Below are 13,457 nucleotides of genomic sequence, written 5' to 3'. Positions count from 1 at the left end.
ACCTAGCGCATCCTTTCCCGTGAAACTCGGTGATGGGGGGTCGGGCCAGCCGGCACGATCGCGACCGAGGCAGGGGGCGGGGCATCATGCGTGAACTCGTGGCGGATCCACCGGTACGGCGGGGCAGTGACTACGCCGAGTTGTCCCGACGGATCCGGGACGCGGGCCTGCTGGAGCGTCGTCCGGGCCGGTACGCCCTCCGGATCGCCCTGACCGCCGGGTTCTTCGCCGTCGCCTGGGCCGTGGTCGTGCTGGTCGGCGACTCCTGGGCCCAGGTGGCGGTCGCCGTGCTGCTGGCGGTGGCCAGCACCCAGCTGGCCTTCCTCGGGCACGACGCCGGGCACCGGCAGATGTTCCGGCGGCGTGGGCCCAGCGAGCTGGTAGGCCTGCTCGCCGGCAACCTCGCGGTGGGGATCAGCTACGGCTGGTGGGTGGACAAGCACAACCGGCACCACGCCAACCCCAACCACACCGACGAGGACCCGGACGTCGGGGCGGGCGCGCTGGTCTGGAGCGCCGAGCAGGGCCGGGCGACCCGGGGTGTGGCCCGTTGGCTGGCCCGCCGGCAGGCCTGGCTGTTCTTCCCGATGCTGCTGCTGGAGGGGCTGAGCCTGCACGTGGCGAGCGGGCGCGCGGTGGTGGGCCGGGAACCCGGCGGCGGGTTCCGCACCCCGATGCGCCACCGCGGCGTCGAGGCGCTGCTGCTGGCGGCGCACACCGTGCTCTACGCCGGCGGCCTGCTGCTGGTGATGTCGCCGGTGAAGGCGCTGGTCTTCGCCGCTGTCCATCAGGGGCTGTGGGGGCTGTACATGGGCTGCTCGTTCGCGCCCAACCACAAGGGCATGCCGATGCCGACCGCCGCCGACGACCTGGACTTCCTGCGCAAACAGGTGCTCACGTCGCGCAACGTGCGGGGCGGGCGGGTCGTCGACGTCGCGCTGGGCGGGCTGAACTACCAGATCGAGCACCACCTGTTCCCGAACATGCCCCGGGGGAACCTGCGGCGGGCCCGGCCGATCGTGCGGGCGTACTGCGCTGAGCGCGGCGTCCCGTACGCCGAGGTGGGCCTGGTCGAGTCGTACCGGCAGGCGTTGGCGCACCTGCACGAGGTGGGTCGTCCGCTCCGCGCCCGCTGAGCCCGGGGCGGTGGGGGTGGCGGTGTGCCACCCCCCGCCCGCTGTCGGCCGGTGGGCACCCCGACGTTGCTGGTCGGCGTCGTCGCAGGTCGCACGGGTAGGGTCTCCCCATGGCAGACGCGCTCACCGCGGAGGCGGTGCGAGACGAGCTGAGCGGGCTGCCCGACTGGTCCGGTGACCAGGCCGGGATCACCCGCACCGTGGAGCTGGCCACTTTCCCGGACGCCATCACGCTGGTGGACCGGGTGGCCGTGGTGGCCGAGGATCTCGACCACCACCCCGACATCGACATCCGTTGGCGGACGGTGACCTTCCGCTGCGTCACCCATTCGGTCGGCTGCGTCACCCACCGTGACCTGGACCTCGCGCGGCGGATCGACGGGATCGTGGAGGAGGTCCGATGAGATTCGAGATCAGCAAGGTGCTGGACGCCATCGAGGGCCGGGTCTGCACCGACCCCTCGCTGGTCCGGGCGGTGCTCGACCTGGCGGAGGTGATCCGGTACCAGGACATCGACGGTGGCCGGCCCGCCAGCCTGCTCCGGCTCGGCATGGTGATCGACGCGCTCTCCCGCGAGCTGGAGGAGGACAGCGTCCCGGTCTACGCGGTGGTGCACCGGGCCCTGCTCTCCGACGCCGACCTCACCTCGAACGAGCGCATGGTGGTGCGCCGGTGGGCCGACGACGGGCTGGTCGAGGTGCTCGACAACCCGGGTGACCGGATGCTGGAGGTGGCCGACCTGCTCGGCCTGCCGGTGCTCAGCCGCGGTCGCTTCGACGGGCTGCGCGGGCGCTACCCGTGGGTGACCGACCAGCCGGGCCGGGTGGTCGCCCCGGTGCCGGGTGCGGGCGGGCCCACCTTCGTCGCCCACGTCGGCGGCGGTGACACCCCGGTCGCCGGGGACCGGTCGCCCGCCGGGGTCAAGCTGCTGGCGCGGAAGTGGCGGTGCCCGGAGCCCGGGTGCGCGCTCTTCGGCCAGGGCGGCGGGGGCGGCGCGTTCGCCGACCTGGCGGCGGTGACCGACCGCAGCCCGGTGACGCAGCCGCCGCCCAGTCTGCGCGGCGGCGTGCCGACCTGCCCGCGGCACGGCACCCGCCTGAACGACGCCGGCCCGCGGCCCCGTTCCGAGGTGCTGGCGGTCCGCATCGGCGGCCTGATCCGCCGCCGCTTCGTGCTCACCGACGAGGAGCCGGTGCTGGTGGGGCGCGCGCCGGACGCCGCCGGCGCGATCGTGCTCGGCCAGTGGCTCAACGACGAGGCCCGCCGCTGGATCAGCCGCAGCCACCTGAAGCTGGAGCTGCGCGTCGGCGAGATTATCGTGACCGACGTCAGCACGAACGGCTCCGGCATCCGGCCGGGCGGGTCGATGACCGAGGCGGAGCGGATCCCGCTCAAGCCGCAGCAGTCGCGGGTGCTGGCCGAGGGCGACATGGTCGAGCTCTACCCGGGTGTCCAGGTGGGCCGCCCCGACGAGCTGCCCGCCGGCGCCCCGTACACGCCGGCGTCGGTGATGGCCGAGGCGCCGACCATGGCGATGCGCCTGCCCCGCTGAGGCGGGAAGGCGGAAGGGCGCCGGGATCCACTCCCGGCGCCCTTCGTCGCGTACGGCGATCAGCCGGCCAGCACGGCGGCCAGCTGCGCCACCGCGTGGTCGATCTCCTCCTCGGTGATGACCAGCGGCGGGGCGAGGCGGATGGTCGAGCCGTGGGTGTCCTTGGCGAGGACGCCGCGCTCCATCAGCCGCTCGCACGCCTCCCGGCCGCTCATCAGCGCCGGGTCGATGTCCAGGCCGGCCCAGAGGCCCCGGCCCCGGACGGCGAGCAGACCCTTGCCGACGAGCGCCTGGAGGCCGGCGTGCAGCCGGGCGCCCAGCTCGGCGGAGCGGCGCTGGAACTCGCCGGTGGCGAGCAGCCGGACGACCTCGGTGGCCACCGCGCAGGCGAGGGGGTTGCCACCAAAGGTGGAGCCGTGCTGGCCCGGCTTGAGCACGCCGAGGATCCCGGCATCCGCCGCGACGGCCGACACCGGGACGATGCCGCCGCCGAGCGCCTTGCCCAGCAGGTACATGTCCGGCACGACACCCTCGTGCTCGCACGCGAAGGTCGCGCCGGTCCGGCCCAGGCCGGACTGGATCTCGTCGGCGATGAACAGCACGTTCCGCTCGGTGCAGATCCGGCGTACGCCCGGCAGGTAGCCCTCCGGCGGTACGACCACGCCCTGCTCGCCCTGGATCGGCTCGAGCAGCACCGCGACGGTGTTCTCGTCGATGGCGGCGCTCAGCGCGTCGAGGTCGCCGTAGGGGACAACGGTGAAGCCCGGCGTGTACGGCCCGAAGTCCGCGCGCGCGTCCTCGTCGGTGGAGAAGGAGACGATCGTGGTGGTGCGGCCGTGGAAGTTGCCCTCGGCCACCACGATGTTCGCCTGGCCCGGGGCGACGCCCTTGACCTGGTAGCCCCACTTGCGGGCCACCTTGATGCCGGTCTCGACGGCCTCGGCGCCGGTGTTCATCGGCAGCACGAGGTCCTTGCCGCAGAGCTCGGCCAGCTCGCGGCAGAAGTCGGCGAACTGGTCGTGGATGAACGCGCGGCTGGTCAGCGTCAGCTTGTCCAGCTGCTCGTGCGCGGCACGGATCAGCTCGGGGTGCCGGTGGCCGAAGTTGAGCGCCGAGTACCCGGCCAGGCAGTCGAGGTAGCGGCGGCCGTCCACGTCGGTCAGCCAGGCGCCCTCGGCGGAGGAGATCACCACCGGCAGCGGGTGGTAGTTGTGCGCGGTCCACCGCTCCGCGTCCCGGACGGCCTCGGGCGTCCGCAGCTTGTCCTCGATCACTTGCTCGCCTTTCCCTGACGGAGTCGCAACGTGCAGCACTTCGGTCCGCCGCCGGCCTTGCGCAGCTCGGACAGGTCGACACCGATCGTCTCGTAGCCCCGGTCCCGCAGCTTGGCCGCCAGGCCGGTGGCCTGCGCCGGCAGCACGACGTGCCGGCCGTCGCTCACCGCGTTGAGGCCCAGCACCTCGGCGTCGGCCATGGTGGCGTGGACCGCGTCCGGGAAGAGCCGGCGCAGCACGGCCTGGCTGCCGGGGGAGAAGGCCTCCGGCAGGTACGCGACCGTCCGCTCGTCGAGCACGGTCAGCGCGGTGTCCAGGTGGTAGAAGCGCGGGTCGACCAGCTGCATGGTGATCACCGGGTAGCCGAAGACCTCCTGGAGCTGGGCGTGCGAGGCGTGGGCGGTACGGAACCCGGTGCCGGCGAGCAGATGGTCGCCGACCAGCAGGACGTCGCCCTCACCCTCGTTGACGTGCTTCGGGTCGTACATCTCGAAGCCGGCGCTCTCGAACCAGGCCCGGTACGCGGGCGCCTCGTCGGCGCGCTGCGGGTCGCGGAACTGCACGGCCATGGCCTTGCCGTCGATCACCGTGCCGCCGTTGGCGGCGAAGACCATGTCGGGCAGGCCCGGCACCGGAGTGATCTCCTCGACGGTGTGGCCCAGGTCCCGGTAGATCTGACGCAGCCGCTCCCACTGCCGGATCGCCAGGTCGGCGTCCACCGGCGCGGTCGGGTCCATCCACGGGTTGATCGCGTAGTCGACGGCGAAGTACGTCGGCCGGCACATCAGGAAGCGCTGGCTGGTGGCGTCCATCGTCATTGTCCTGCTCCCAGGGGTCGGGCGCGCCCGGCCACCTTCGGCCCGCGGGCTGGCGCCGTTGGCTCAACGGTATGCGGCGCCGGCCGACGGGATCCACCGCAGGAAGTTGCACAGGACGTCGAATCGTTGCGTGTAGTCGAGGGTAGGCAGCGTTTCATTGCGCGACCGCGCCACGAGCGCGGAAACACTTCGGGGGCGGCGAATCGCCGCCCCCGAATCAGGGTGTGCCCGGCTGGTGAACCACCAGGCTGGTCGGGCTGTGCCGGTGCACCACCGGCGTCGCCGGCGCACCGCCGGCGAGCCGGACAGTGCCCGCTAGAAGCGGTCCACAAACTGTGAGTCGAGCCACTCCCGGAAGCGCGCCACCCAGTCGCCGTCGGTGGTCGGCCAGTCGAACTGGCCGGTCATCGCGACCACGCCTAGGACCACGGCGCCGAGACCGGCGGCGACGCCCAGCAGCGCGTCGGTCGTCCCGGCGACGTGCCGCCGTCGGGTCGCGACCAGGCCGAGAACGGCGAGGACCGCGCCGACGGCGCCGAGCCCGATCCCGTACCCGGCCAGGGCGCCGGTCAGCACGAACAGCACGCCGGCCACGCCGGCGATCAGGCCGAGCGTGGCGAGCAGGCTGGACCGGGGCTTCGGGCCGGTGACCACCGGCCGCTCCGCCCGGTCGGGCACACCGTCGCGGTCCCGGTCGGCGCGCGCCGCGGCGGCGTCCCGGTCCAGGTCGACGGTGCGGCCGTCGAGCGTCCGTTCCTGGCTGGCGTCCGCGATCGGCGTACGTGCGGTGGCGGCCCGGCGCGTGGCGTCGGTGTCCCGGGTGTCGGCGGGCGTCCCCGTGCCGCGGTACGTCGTCCGCTCGTCGCTCCGGTCGGTCACGACCGGACGGGCGGTCCGCGCCGTGCCGTCGGCGGCGCCGTCGCGGGTGGCGGTCGCCTCGCCCGTGCGGCCGGTGGTGTCGTCGGGCGCCGGTTCCGTCCGGCGCGAGAGGGAAGGAATTCTGACCACAACACACCTCCTGATGAATGCGCTGGCGGCCGGTGGAGCGGGTGGCGCCCGCGCGGTAACGATGGAGACGTACCCAGAGGTGACGATCGCGACACCCACCCCGTCCGGGGGTGCCGGTGGGCGGGGCTACCGTTGCCGTCGTGCCAGAGGGACACACCATCCGTGGGGCAGGGGCCAGCAGAGCGGGCGGCATCTCCGCCCCTACCTGCTGATACGCCTTCGCTGGCTGACCGACGACCCTGCCCGGCCGCGCCCCGGCCCCACCGCGTTAGCCGTGGTCAGCCCTGCGCGGGTGTGGCGGCAGGGCTCAGTGGCTACTGCTCGGCGACGAAGGTTCCCCGCGCGTGCACGGTGACGACCAGGCCGCGCTCGCGCAGCTCACGCATGGCCATCCGCACGGTTCCTCGGGCCACGCCGTAGGTCTGCTGCAAGTGGAGCTCGCTCGGCAACGGCTGGCCGGGGCGCAGCTTGCCCTCTTCGATCTCCTTGGCGAGCAGGTCCGCCAACTGCCGGTAGAGCGGCACGTTGTGGAGCGGGCTCGTCATGGGCGCGAGCGTAAGCACGCACATGATCTGTACGTGTTCGGGGTTGTCCAGTACCTAGACGTCTAGTTTCTAGACGTACATCGACTGTACGTTTGTCATGGCCAGAACAAGGCGGCCCCCGGCCAGCGCAGCCACGCCGACCGAGGGCCTTGATCGCCTAGCTAGGAGGCGACCCGTGCGAACCCTACCGACCCCACCCCTCTGCGGAGAACCTGCGACGGTCCGCATCGAGCTGTACACCGCCGACTCCCTGGACGCCTGCGCGTACACCTGCACCGGGCACGTCATCCACGTAACCGCCGTGGTCGCCCGAGCCGGGATGGACGCCCACCCGGTCGGCATGGCACCGGACGTTGACCGGCCCTGCGGTTACGTGCACGTGTTCCCGACCGGCACCCTTGCCGACGAGCCGGCCGAGCTGAGCCACCCGCGCTGGTGCGACCGGGACGAATGCCAGCGCCGCGACCAGCACCGCTCCCGCGCCCGCCGCGTGGACACCAACCGGCCGGAGGCGTTCATCGTTGACGTGGCCCTGGTGCAAGCCCTGCACCCGGCCGCTGAGCCGATGGTCCGCCTGACCAGCGTGCAGGGCGGCGCCGCAGCCAGCCTGGTCCTGTCGGTCGGGCAGACGCGGGTGCTGCGGTACCGCCTGGCCAACCTCCTGGATCTGGCCGGGGCGAGGCCTAACGGCGGGCGCTGGACGTAGGGCGTACGCCGCGCCAGCACTTGGGGCCGCCTACCGGCAAGGTAGACGGCCCCAAGTCACCTGCTCATCACGCGAGGCGGATGAGCTCCCACGTCACGGCCTGACCGTTGTACGGCGGCATGACGTTGTTCACCGCGATGGGCGCGGTCGTCGTCGGGTAGCCGACGACCTTCCACACACCGCTCTCCGGGCAGCGCTCGCCCGTCCGTGCCTTCCTGCCGACTGCCATAAGGCAACCCTCCTCATAAACGTTTGCGCCAAACGCCGAGAAGGACCAATCGCCCACACGGGACGACGGAAGCCTGTTACCGTAGCCGCCTCACTCGCAATGAGAACGGACCCCGGCTCGGCGTCCAGACCTACGGTCACGGACGTCCGTGCTCGGGGTCTGTCTACTTGCGCAGGCACCTCGCTCTGACGTGCCGAGATCAGAGTTTAGGCGACCAGACGACACTGATCTTGCGGCAACAGCGGCCCCCTGCATCGACCCCCTTCATGTTCCGCATCGTGGGATGTGCCTAAATCGATCGTCCAGCTTCTGGACACACGTTCTAATCAGGTCGGTGGATGAAGCGCTCGTAGCTCTGGCGTCCAATTAGGCCGCTGACCTGCGCATTCATCGACCGACTTCCTCAGACGTGAGGAGTGGTCACGTGGTGCAGTCGGCGCGTACCAGTGAGTAACTTGCAGTTTTGGACTGACTCCAATTCGCCGGGCCCTTTACCTCTCGTTCACAACGCCGAAACCGGGAACGCTCCCACGTCCGGAGGCCGCCCACCAGCAAGGCCGGGCCCGGGATACCTGCGGCTCGTGCCCGCGAAGGGTGGCCGAGGTTGCGCCACCGTTGGAGGATGCCGGCAGTCGTCCGGTACGCCCGTGTGGGCGGTGCTCGTCGTCGCGGCGCTTGGTGTCCTTGGGACGCTGGCGGCATCGGTCATCACGCAGGTTTTGAACGGACGCCCTGGAACAACAGGTCTCCGGCCCCACCCCGGCCCCACCTGTGTCATAGATGGTCATGCGCGCCCGGGGTGGCCAACGGTGCCGTTCGAGCAGTTGACATGGCAGACGTGAGCACGGCTGACTACCCTTGCCGCCGTGCCAGAGGGACACACCATCCACCGCCTGGCGGCCCGGCACGCCGAGCTCTTCGCCGGGGACAAGGTGCACGCGGCGAGCCCCCAGGGCCGCTTCGCCGAGGGCGCCGCGCGGCTCACCGGGTCCGTCCTGGAGAGCACCGAGGCGTACGGCAAGCACCTGCTGCACCACTACGCGGGCGAGCTGACCCTCCACGTCCACCTCGGCCTGTACGGCAAGGTCACCGACGGGGCCGGCGAGCCCCCGGAACCGGTCGGCCAGATCCGGCTGCGGCTCGCTAGCGACGGCTCCAGGTCGCGGCGCGGCGGTAGACGCGCCGAGCTGGAGTCGTCGGTCGACCGGCACTGGCTGGACCTGCGCGGCCCCACCGCCTGCGAGCTGCTCACCCCGCCGGAGGTGGCCGCGCTGCGCGGGCGGCTCGGCCCGGATCCGCTGCGCGCCGACGCCGACCCGGAGCGGGCGTATGCCCGGATCTCCCGCAGCCCGACGCCGCTCGCGGCGTTGCTGCTCGACCAGTCGGTGGTGGCCGGCACCGGGCTGATCTTCGTCACCGAGGCGCTGTTCCGGGAAGCCCTGTCGCCGACGATGCCGGGCCGGCAGCTCACCCCCGCCGGTTGGGAGCGGCTCTGGGCGGACCTGGTGACGCTGATGCGCCAGGCCGTCGACCGCGGTCGGATCGACACCGTCCGCGACGCGCACCTGCCCGAGGCGATGGGCCGCGCCGCGCGGGTCGACCGGCACGGCGGCGAGGTGTACGTCTACCGCCGCCCCGGCGCGCCCTGTCACGTCTGCGCCACCCCGGTCAGCCGGGGTGCCCTCGCCGGCCGCAACCTCTACTGGTGCCCCACCTGCCAGCGGTGACCGGTCGGGCGCTGCCGGGTCAGCGGAGGCGGCGGATGTCGCCGAACGCGCGGTGGAAGCCGCCCCGGCCCGCCTCCCGGACCTCGGTGACGACGTAGCGCCCGCCGACCTCCCGGATGCCCTTGGGGAACTGCACCGCCCAGTCCCGTCGGTACCCGGGGGAGAGGACCTGGATGCGCAGCCGCCCGTGGTCCTCGACGCACTGCACCACCTCGGCGGCCCGGATCGCCGGCTCGCTGGCGTCGATGCAGGCCAGGTGCCCGCTGGTGGTGACCACGTAGAGCCGCTCGTCGTGGTACCGCATCGAGTACGCCGAGCCGCAGCCGGTGCCGAGCTTCCACAGCCCGGTGCCGGCGGCGTCGAAGCAGTAGATCGAGGACTGGCTGTCGCCGGCCAAGACGTACCGGCCGCCCTCGGCGGTGGCGCACGAGAAGACCGGGGCGTCGCAGTGGTACGTCCGCTCGCGAGGTAGGTCGTCTCCTGGGACATGGGGGCCTCCGAGGGGGATCGGCGCGGGAACCGGCACTGCGACAGCGCGCACACGCTAACCGCGCCCACCGACAGAACCGGTTGCGAGACAAGGGGTCCTGCTACGCACGAAGCGTCAGGGGAACCTTCCTCCCGCTATCCGGACGAGGCGCCGAGGGCGTCGACCGCCTTGCGGGCGGCGATCAGCACCGGGTCCCAGACCGGGGAGAACGGCGGCGCGTAACCGAGGTCGAGGGCAGTCATGTCGTCCACGGTCATCTCGTTCCAGAGCGCCACGGCCAGGGCGTCGATCCGCTTCGCCGCCTCCGACCAGCCGACGATCTGCGCACCGAGCAGCCGCCCGCTGGGCTTCTCGGCGATCAGCTTCACCGCCATCGGGCGGGAGCCGGGAAAGTAACCGGCCCGGCTGGTGGACTGGGCGATGACCGAGACGAACTCGAAACCGGACGCCACGGCGTCCCGCTCGCGCAGCCCGGTGCGCCCCACCTCCAGGTCGCAGACCTTGGTGACGGACGTGCCGATCACCCCGGGGAACGTCGCGTACCCGCCGCCGATGTTGATGCCGGCGACGCGGCCCTGCTTGTTGGCGTACGTCCCCAGCGGGATGTGCACCGGCATCCCGCTGACCCGGTGCAGGGACTCCACGCAGTCCCCGGCGGCCCACACGCCCTCGACACCGGGCACGCGCATGCGCCGGTCGGTCCGGATCGCCCCGCTGGGACCGATCGGCAGCCCGGCCGCCTCGGCCAGCCCGACGTTGGGGCGGACGCCGAGGCCGAGGACGACCACGTCGGCCGGGACCGGCTCCTCCGTGGTGACCACGGCGGACACCCGCCCGTCCCGCTCCTCCAGCCCGGTGACCGAGAGGCCCGTGCGGATCTGCATACCCAGGCTGTGCATGGCGTCGCTGACCAGCTCGGCCATGTCCGCATCCACGGTCGACATCGGCTGCTCGGCCCGCTCGATGAGGGTGACCGACAGCCCGCGCCGGAGGATCGCCTCGGCCATCTCGACTCCGATGTAGCCGCCGCCGACGACGACGGCGCTCCGCGGCTTCGGGGCCGCGTCCAGCCACTCGCGCAGCGCGGCGCCGTCGTCGAGGGTCTGCACGCCGAACACGCCGCGCACGTCGGTGCGGGCCCAGTCCGGCTTGATGGGTGTCGCACCGGTGGCGTACATGAGGCTGTCGAACCGTTCGCGGACCTCGCCGCCGCCCTCCAGGTCCCGGGCGACGACCTCGCGTCGGTCGAGGTCGATGGCGGTGACCTCGTGCCGCAGTCGCACGTCGACGTGGAACTGCCTCCGGAACGTCTCCGGGTCGCGGGCGATGAGCTGCTCGGGGTCGGACACCACGCTGCTGATCCAGTACGGGATGCCGCACGCCGAGTACGACGTGTAGTGCCCCCGCTCGAACGCGACGATCTCCAGCTCGTCGGGGCCACGGCGGCGTCGCGCCTGGGACGCCGCCGTCATGCCGGCGGCGTCGCCACCGATAACGATCAGTCGTCGCGCCACGGGCACCATCCTGTCACGGAACGTCGTCAGCCACGGGTCTGCCGGGCGACGTCCTCCACCACGTCCGTCAGTTTCCCGGTACGGGCGAAGACGGCGCGCTGCCGCGCGGCGCCGCTGCCGTGCCGGCGCAGCCCGCCGAGCAGGTCGGTCACCTCGGTCAGGTCGCCGTGCCGCTCCAGCGCCGGGCGCAGCCGGTCGACGAGCTGGTCGAGCAGTTCCCAGGCGGGTCGCAGCTCACCGTCGGTGAGGTCGACGCCCTCGCCCTCCAGTCCGTCGTGGGCGGCCCGCCAGTGCGCGGCGACGAGCAGGTGGTGGTCGGTGCGGATGGCGGGGCGGCCCGCCGCGATGTCGGCCATCGCGGTCGCGACCATCGCCCGCACCAGGGCGGCGACCAGCACCGCGTCGTCCACCGACGGGCAGACGTCCCCGATCCGGATCTCCACGGTCGGGTACTTCGCGGACAGGCGGGCGTACCAGTAGAGCATCCCCTCGTCCAGCATCACGCCGCTCGCGATGAGCTGCCGGATCAACCGTTCGTAGTGCTCGTGCGACTCCAGGAACGGCGTCGGCGCCACCGACGGCCAGCGCTCCCACTCCACCGACCGCCAGCTCGCGTAGCCGGTGTCCTCGCCCCGGGCGAACGGGGAGTTGGCGGTCACCGCCTGCAGCACCGGCAGCCACGGCCGGACGTGGTTGAGCACCTGCACGCCGGTCTCGGCGTCCGGCACCCCGACGTGCACGTGCATGCCGTTGTTGCCGGGACCGGGCACCAGCAGCCGGAACCGCTCGATCATCCGGTCGAAGCGGGGCTTGTCGACCACCGGTGGCACCGGCCCGTCGGCCGGACCGGTCCCGATGGCCAGCAGGCGTACGCCGGCCCGCTCGGCGGCGTCGGCGAGTGCGGCGCGCAGCACGCCCAGGGAGTGCCGGATCGAGCTCAGCTCCAGGCCGGGCGGACTCCCGATCTCGATCTGGCTGGTCTGGAACTCCCGCTCCACCTGGCCGCGCAGCTCGGGCGGGACCTGCTCCATGACGAGGTCGACGGCGGGCACGGCGACCCCGGTGTGCGGGTCGACGAGCAGGAACTCCTCCTCGACACCCACGGTGAGCAGGTCGGTCCCGTCGGCCGCCGCGCTCGGCGCCGTCACCACCTGACCGGTCATCGGGAATCACCGTCCGTCTCGGCCGGCCGCGGTCCGTCCGCGCCGGGTCGGCCCAGTCGTTACCCGCCGTGGTGGCGGTGGGAAACGCGGTACCGGCGTGTCGTCATCACAGCGGGTGACGTGACCGGCCTTCGTAGCCTGGGCTCGTGGTCGGGATGCTGCTCGGGTGGTGGGCCGCGGCGCTCGCCGGGCTGACCGTGTTCGTCGACCACCCGTCCGGGTTGCTCGCCGGCGCGGCGCTCGTGCTGCTCGTCACCCTGCTCGCGGTGCGCCTCGTCGCGGTGCCGGCCGCAGGTGTGAGCCGCGCGGCGTGCGCACTCCGGGCGCGGGCCCGATCCCGCCGGGTGCCGCGCCAGGTGGACCCGGACGCTCCCGGCCGGCCCCGCCCGCGGGCACCCGGTCTCCGCCCCTCGGCCGCGTAGGCACCAGCCTGGCGCGGCCGGTTCCGCTGTCCTCGCGCGCCGTCGGCGCGTACCCGGAATCGCACCCGAGGGGTCCCTCCACCATGTATGCCTTCGCACCGCTGTCGGACGTGGTCGGCGCCGCCGGCACCGTCCTGGCCGGGCTCGCCGGCCTGCTCGAACCGCTCACCGGCGGCGCGGCGACCGCCGCCGCCATCGTCGTCTTCACCGTCGCCGTCCGCCTGCTGATCTCCCCGTTGACCGTCGCGCAGGTCCGCGGGGAGCGGCGCCGCGCGGCGCTCGCCCCCCGTGTCCGAGAGCTCCAGCGGCGGTACGCGGACGAGCCGGCCCGCCTCCAGGCCGAACTCCTCGTCCTCTACCGCTCGGCCGGCGCCGGCCCGCTCACCGGCTGCCTGCCGCTGCTGCTCCAGGCGCCGTTCCTGCTGGTGGCGTACCGCCTGTTCACCACCGACGAGGGCGGCACCGGGCTGCTGGACGAACGCCTCGCCGGGGTGCCGCTCGGGCACCAGCTCGGCGACGGCCTCGGCGGGGCGGTGGTGCCGCTGTTCGGCGTCCTGCTGGTCGCGCTGCTCGTGCTGGCGTGGTGGACGTCGCGCCGGATGCGGCGCGGTGCCCCGCCGGCTGCGGCCGGTACGCCGGGCGGGGAGACGCTCGCCCGCCTGCTGCCGCTGCTGCCGTACACGACCGTGCTGGTGGCGCTCGTGCTGCCGCTCGCCGCGGTGATCTACCTGGCGACCACGACCGCGTGGTCGGGGCTGGAGCAGGCGGTGCTCCGCCGGCCCTCGGCCGGAGCGAGGATATAGATCGATGTTGACAACTGTGTGAACGGCACGTACAACTCCTGAGAGAGCGCTCTCTCGACCCGTCCCGCAG

At 72.8% G+C, this 13,457-nt stretch carries 15 protein-coding genes; 7 read left to right on the top strand and 8 right to left on the bottom strand.

Annotated features, from left to right (window positions below; translation table 11 throughout):
* Window positions 1-83: 83 nt before the first annotated feature.
* The 3 genes from HCJ94_RS09595 (at window position 84) to HCJ94_RS09585 (ending at window position 2,688) form a co-directional block, all read left to right on the top strand.
* Entirely contained in the window at window positions 84-1,136 is a 1,053-nt protein-coding gene (locus HCJ94_RS09595) for a fatty acid desaturase family protein (protein WP_309227212.1), read from the top strand.
* Between the two features lie 110 nt (window positions 1,137-1,246).
* Entirely contained in the window at window positions 1,247-1,540 is a 294-nt protein-coding gene (locus HCJ94_RS09590; RefSeq protein ID WP_168000621.1) for a 4a-hydroxytetrahydrobiopterin dehydratase, read from the top strand.
* On the top strand, window positions 1,537-2,688 hold the full coding sequence (locus HCJ94_RS09585) for an FHA domain-containing protein (protein WP_168000620.1): 1,152 nt from the start codon (window positions 1,537-1,539) through the stop codon (window positions 2,686-2,688). The genes HCJ94_RS09590 and HCJ94_RS09585 overlap by 4 nt, the downstream gene beginning before the upstream one ends.
* Window positions 2,689-2,747: 59 nt before the next feature.
* On the opposite strand, the gene rocD is transcribed toward HCJ94_RS09585, so the two are convergent.
* The 4 genes from rocD to HCJ94_RS09565 all read right to left on the bottom strand — a co-directional run bounded on the left by rocD (window position 2,748) and on the right by HCJ94_RS09565 (window position 6,333).
* Complete coding sequence (gene rocD / locus HCJ94_RS09580) at window positions 2,748-3,962, bottom strand: ornithine--oxo-acid transaminase (protein ID WP_168000619.1); 1,215 nt, start codon at window positions 3,960-3,962, stop codon at window positions 2,748-2,750.
* Entirely contained in the window at window positions 3,959-4,774 is an 816-nt protein-coding gene (ddaH, locus tag HCJ94_RS09575) for a dimethylargininase (protein WP_205800980.1), read from the bottom strand. Before ddaH ends, rocD begins: the two co-directional genes overlap by 4 nt.
* A gap of 321 nt (window positions 4,775-5,095) precedes the next feature.
* On the bottom strand, window positions 5,096-5,788 hold the full coding sequence (locus HCJ94_RS09570) for a DMT family transporter (protein WP_240944099.1): 693 nt from the start codon (window positions 5,786-5,788) through the stop codon (window positions 5,096-5,098).
* A 314-nt stretch (window positions 5,789-6,102) separates the two neighbouring features.
* Window positions 6,103-6,333: a GntR family transcriptional regulator gene (locus tag HCJ94_RS09565; protein ID WP_240944098.1), complete on the bottom strand. Its 231-nt coding sequence runs from the start codon at window positions 6,331-6,333 to the stop codon at window positions 6,103-6,105.
* A gap of 175 nt (window positions 6,334-6,508) precedes the next feature.
* Here HCJ94_RS09565 and HCJ94_RS09560 point away from each other — a divergent pair, with 175 nt between their 5' ends.
* Window positions 6,509-7,039 carry a hypothetical protein gene (locus HCJ94_RS09560; protein ID WP_168000616.1) on the top strand — a complete coding sequence of 177 codons (531 nt, stop codon included), beginning with the start codon at window positions 6,509-6,511 and terminating at the stop codon, window positions 7,037-7,039.
* Window positions 7,040-7,106: 67 nt separating this feature from the next.
* On the opposite strand, the gene HCJ94_RS09555 is transcribed toward HCJ94_RS09560, so the two are convergent.
* Window positions 7,107-7,268: a hypothetical protein gene (locus HCJ94_RS09555; protein WP_168000615.1), complete on the bottom strand. Its 162-nt coding sequence runs from the start codon at window positions 7,266-7,268 to the stop codon at window positions 7,107-7,109.
* A gap of 866 nt (window positions 7,269-8,134) precedes the next feature.
* Between HCJ94_RS09555 and HCJ94_RS09550 the strand changes: the two genes are divergently transcribed.
* Complete coding sequence (locus HCJ94_RS09550; protein ID WP_168000614.1) at window positions 8,135-8,995, top strand: Fpg/Nei family DNA glycosylase; 861 nt, start codon at window positions 8,135-8,137, stop codon at window positions 8,993-8,995.
* A 19-nt stretch (window positions 8,996-9,014) separates the two neighbouring features.
* On the opposite strand, the gene HCJ94_RS30050 is transcribed toward HCJ94_RS09550, so the two are convergent.
* The 3 genes from HCJ94_RS30050 to HCJ94_RS09535 all read right to left on the bottom strand — a co-directional run bounded on the left by HCJ94_RS30050 (window position 9,015) and on the right by HCJ94_RS09535 (window position 12,162).
* On the bottom strand, window positions 9,015-9,536 hold the full coding sequence (locus HCJ94_RS30050; protein ID WP_309227207.1) for a PQQ-binding-like beta-propeller repeat protein: 522 nt from the start codon (window positions 9,534-9,536) through the stop codon (window positions 9,015-9,017).
* Window positions 9,537-9,619: 83 nt separating this feature from the next.
* The gene (locus tag HCJ94_RS09540; protein ID WP_168000613.1) at window positions 9,620-10,999 is read right to left on the bottom strand and encodes an FAD-dependent oxidoreductase; all 1,380 of its coding nucleotides are present in this window, start codon (window positions 10,997-10,999) and stop codon (window positions 9,620-9,622) included.
* Window positions 11,000-11,025: 26 nt separating this feature from the next.
* Window positions 11,026-12,162, bottom strand: coding sequence for a carboxylate-amine ligase (locus HCJ94_RS09535; protein WP_168000612.1), 1,137 nt, complete (start codon window positions 12,160-12,162; stop codon window positions 11,026-11,028).
* A 155-nt stretch (window positions 12,163-12,317) separates the two neighbouring features.
* Here HCJ94_RS09535 and HCJ94_RS09530 point away from each other — a divergent pair, with 155 nt between their 5' ends.
* On the top strand, window positions 12,318-12,584 hold the full coding sequence (locus HCJ94_RS09530; protein WP_205800978.1) for a DUF6412 domain-containing protein: 267 nt from the start codon (window positions 12,318-12,320) through the stop codon (window positions 12,582-12,584).
* Window positions 12,585-12,667: 83 nt separating this feature from the next.
* Window positions 12,668-13,387, top strand: coding sequence for a YidC/Oxa1 family membrane protein insertase (locus tag HCJ94_RS09525; RefSeq protein WP_168000610.1), 720 nt, complete (start codon window positions 12,668-12,670; stop codon window positions 13,385-13,387).
* Window positions 13,388-13,457 lie beyond the last annotated feature (70 nt).

The organism is Micromonospora thermarum (assembly GCF_012034245.1).
Taxonomy (GTDB): Bacteria; Actinomycetota; Actinomycetes; order Mycobacteriales; family Micromonosporaceae; genus Micromonospora; species Micromonospora thermarum.
This window is presented reverse-complemented; position numbering and strand designations above follow the sequence as displayed.